The following is a 3,641-nucleotide window of genomic DNA, read 5'->3' on the forward strand; positions in this document are numbered from 1 at the left end:
TCAACAAAATGAGACATGCCTATTTTCAGTGATTTTTTAGGGTTTTTATGGGAAAACGCAAAACAGTATCAATTAGCTTTCGAATCGACGAAGAAATAAAGGCGGAAATAGAAAAAATTGCCAAATATGAAAATAAAACATTAGCAAATAAAGCTAGAGAAATCCTTTTATACGGCGCTTCAATAAGACCACATAAACTTAATACCGAAACGATTAAAAATGATATCAAACGAATTGATATAGAGTTAAAAGGAAAGCTGGAAAGTTGGGGGCTAGCTATTGATAGCCAACTCAAAGCCTTTAAATTAAATCGTGAGTTTTTATCTGAGAACAGACTATTAATTGAAGACTTAAAGAAACAAAACGAAAAATTAATAAACAAACTGAAACACCAAAAGAAAAAATGCAATACTCAAGTGTTGATATTTTTCACTATTAATATTCTAGCAACCTTCTTTTTTACTTGGTTTTTTTCTCATTAATGCAGGATAGGGATTGTGATGCAAAATGCAAGCATTTAGCCACAATCCCCAAAACACAAGGTTTTTCCTGAACTTGCAGTTGGCTCTTTTGAAGGAAGATTTGTTTTTAACAAAAACTAATTGCGATACTCACCATCTGCCAAATCACGGCAATCTCGCTCATAAAAAACCTTCATCAAATTACCCCTCACTTCATTAATCAAATCCAACAAAGCCGATAAAATAATCTCATCATGCTTCTTCAAATTTGATTGATTCAAGAGCATGACAGCAATTGAATCTGCATATTCAATTTTCATTAATGCGGATTCTAGAGTGTCAAATAAACCAGATGTGCTAATATTTGCAGTAGCCATTGCAGCCTCCTAGCCTTGTATAAAGTTGCGGTGGTTAATGTTGCAGTGGGGCGGCTTCCTCACTGCAACACACTTTCATTTTTTACCATCCCCCTTAGGAAAACGCTTAAATTGCTTCGCTTCTTTTCGCCAATTAAACGCCACTATTACGGCGTCCTCTGATTCCGGTGGTGGTGGATTATCATCGGTATAAATTAAGTCCTCATTCGTTTCATCGCTTGTCCGCATGTCTTTTGTGACATCCTTCAACGCTCCTCCGGCTGCGAAGAAACGTAAATGATGCACCTGCTCCATATACTTCAATGTCCACGAGGGATCTTGTGCCATCTCTTCCGGCTTTACGGAATAGGTAAATGCTTTAGTGGTTTCCAACATCGCCTTATCTACTCCGCCTTTAACCGCACGGATATCCACAATAGGCGTAACATCAAGGCGCATACACTCGCCCCATATTTCAGCCCACCGTGATTGTTTTGTGTAATACGTGTTAAACCACGAAGGCGCTACCATTAGGAGGCAATGGAAATGCGGATGGGCGTAACCTTCCCGATTCTTTTCTCGTGTCACTTCGGTTGTTCTAATCCAGCCCTTTACAGGCTTAAATTCCTTTCTATCCTTCAACCTTTGCCAAGCCTTATTCATTGCTTTCAACTCACTTCTTAATGAATCAATCGGCACATTCGGCACAGTCAAGGTCATAAATACCCATCGTGCTTTAGGATATTCCTGAAGCACAACAGGAAGGTAATTTAAAAACTGGGCTAATAATCTCAACTGACGCCTCCAATTACAGGTCGGGCAATGCCTAAAATGGCAAAAAAACGCACCCCGTAATTTTAACGCAATCTCACCCGTTGCAGCAGAGACAATCAAGGCAAATTTAAGCACCCCAGAACAATTAAACATTCTGTCGGCATACTTTTGCCATCTTTCAACGCTATCAGCAAAAGCCATAAGCAGCTCTGCGTGAGCTTTTTTGCACTCTGCTTTTTCACCAGAAAATTGAGAAAGGAATTCAGCTAACACGTCGGTTTGCGCCCGTTTTGTGTCCCACTTAGCATCCTTGGGACTCATATCTACGAGCGAAATATCATCACTTGATGAATAATGGGTATTGCAGCAACTGCAATTTTGTGTAGAATTATGTTTAAGGCACGTAGCCATAGAAAAACGACCTTGTTGATTTTGTTGATTCAGCACCTACAAATCTACAAGGTTTTTTTCTGTCTGTCAAATCTTATTCCAAGCCTTTGTTTATCTATGTTTATCAACACTTTTCCACGCCAGAATTACCATCTATATTATCAAGTAAAGAAGAGACTCTTAAATCGCTTAAAAAATGAGCTAAAATTTAACCTCTCAAATTGCTTCCAAATATCAGACAAAAAATAGCCAACTGGATAAGCTGGCTAAACGCTGAGGTAAAACTTTTTTAGTTATCTATCATTTTAGACTCAGTAGTTATGAGCAAATCCATCATAAGCATTCTTTAAGCCAAAATTTGCCTAGAAGATCTCATCTTCGACAATTAACATCATTATCGCTGTCATATCGTGCCAATAGGCTTTGCAGGGATGCTACGCATGGGTTACGTGCAATATATCAATCTCTCACCGCTTCGCGGGCTTCGGCGATTTAACTATTTTCATCCTCTGTCACTATTGAGTGTCGCCTTCCATGCCTGACGGCATCAAAAATCAATTTTAAGCGCCCTAGAACGCGCTGTACGGCGTTTTCGTTCTTTCAGTCATCAAATGGCATTCATTCAAGCGCAGAATAGCTTGTATGGGCTGACATTGAGTTTAGGTATAACCCCAATAAAAATTTGCATAAAAAAACCAGCCATTGATAAGCTGGTTTAATTTTCCCTGATATTGGTGCAATCAAAAATCAGAAGTGGCGGTATTTCATAATTGATTTTAGAAGTTATGACCTAATCAGTATTGGAAAAAATCATCAACATTAATAGATCCCTTAAAGGGATCAAATAGTTAATCACCGATTGTTTATTTTCGACAACCGTATAAAGCAAACAACACTAAACGCACATGAAATATGGTTAACAATCCGGTTAAGGACTTTGTTTCGAATTTAGATTTAGCTTCTGCTATATCTCGCTTAACTAATCGATAGTTCACATCCCTTAAAAGTGAGATTTCTTTTTGGGGGATGCCAAAAGCAAATAGCAACGATGTTTCAAATTGAACAGGCGTTAACTCAGGAAAAAGATTGCGTAACTCTGGATATTGAGTAGGATCGAACACAGTCATATAGACCTCTGCTTAGGTTTATGTGATAGCTGTGTAGTCAGATTGCACGTTCTGGCTATGCAGCGCTAATCAAGAATAACAATATTATTCTCAATCCTATTCGATCATATATTAAATTGAAAAACAACCAGTTCACTATTCCAGTATAGTTACAACTTTCATTGGTTTTCTTCTTCAAAGCTACACCGTTCCTCGCTAAAGCTGCGGTACGGTGTAGCTTCTCATCATCAAACTTTTTGCGATTGCAAATAAACCGAAATACTCAATTGACGTTTTCAACGAAAAACGATGAACAGGTTTCAAATTTATTTGAAAGCCTGTGAAACGTTCAACAAACGAAGTGCGTTAGATTTTTTCTTTTTAGGCTCGTAGAGACTGTTGGGGTTTAAGGGGAGACCCCTTAGCACGCCGATTGATACGAACCTTTCAGGTTTGTGTACAATCGCCCTCGTGCCTAAATATTTTTATTTGTGGCTAAAATGCAAAATTTCTTACTCTCAAGAATATTCAATCAGGCTTTTTATAGTATAGTG

The 3,641-nt window shown here is 38.2% G+C and carries 4 protein-coding genes; 1 reads left to right on the forward strand and 3 read right to left on the reverse strand.

Annotated elements, in window-relative coordinates:
• The first annotated feature begins 47 nt into the window (after positions 1-47).
• Positions 48-482 carry a hypothetical protein gene (locus ArsFIN_RS26075; protein ID WP_135679373.1) on the forward strand — a complete coding sequence of 145 codons (435 nt, stop codon included), beginning with the start codon at positions 48-50 and terminating at the stop codon, positions 480-482.
• Between the two features lie 116 nt (positions 483-598).
• Here ArsFIN_RS26075 and ArsFIN_RS26080 read toward each other — a convergent pair whose 3' ends face one another.
• The 3 genes from ArsFIN_RS26080 to ArsFIN_RS26090 all read right to left on the reverse strand — a co-directional run bounded on the left by ArsFIN_RS26080 (position 599) and on the right by ArsFIN_RS26090 (position 3,108).
• Positions 599-838 (reverse strand): hypothetical protein, encoded by a 240-nt coding sequence (locus ArsFIN_RS26080; protein WP_135679375.1) that lies wholly within the window; start codon positions 836-838, stop codon positions 599-601.
• A gap of 75 nt (positions 839-913) precedes the next feature.
• Positions 914-1,912 (reverse strand): protein rep, encoded by a 999-nt coding sequence (locus tag ArsFIN_RS26085; RefSeq protein WP_246067653.1) that lies wholly within the window; start codon positions 1,910-1,912, stop codon positions 914-916.
• 932 nt (positions 1,913-2,844) lie between these two features.
• Positions 2,845-3,108 carry a transcriptional regulator gene (locus ArsFIN_RS26090; protein WP_135679377.1) on the reverse strand — a complete coding sequence of 88 codons (264 nt, stop codon included), beginning with the start codon at positions 3,106-3,108 and terminating at the stop codon, positions 2,845-2,847.
• Positions 3,109-3,641: the final 533 nt, after the last annotated feature.

It is taken from the genome of Arsenophonus nasoniae (assembly GCF_004768525.1).
In the GTDB taxonomy this organism is placed as follows: domain Bacteria; phylum Pseudomonadota; class Gammaproteobacteria; order Enterobacterales; family Enterobacteriaceae; genus Arsenophonus; species Arsenophonus nasoniae.

Excerpts from the sequence above, each read along its gene's own strand:
- ArsFIN_RS26090 (WP_135679377.1), bottom strand. The coding sequence starts at position 3,108 with ATGACTGTGTTCGATCCTACTCAATATCCAGAGTTACGCAATCTTTTT.
- ArsFIN_RS26075 (WP_135679373.1), top strand. The coding sequence starts at position 48 with ATGGGAAAACGCAAAACAGTATCAATTAGCTTTCGAATCGACGAAGAA.
- ArsFIN_RS26080 (WP_135679375.1), bottom strand. The coding sequence starts at position 838 with ATGGCTACTGCAAATATTAGCACATCTGGTTTATTTGACACTCTAGAA.
- ArsFIN_RS26085 (WP_246067653.1), bottom strand. The coding sequence starts at position 1,912 with ATGAGTCCCAAGGATGCTAAGTGGGACACAAAACGGGCGCAAACCGAC.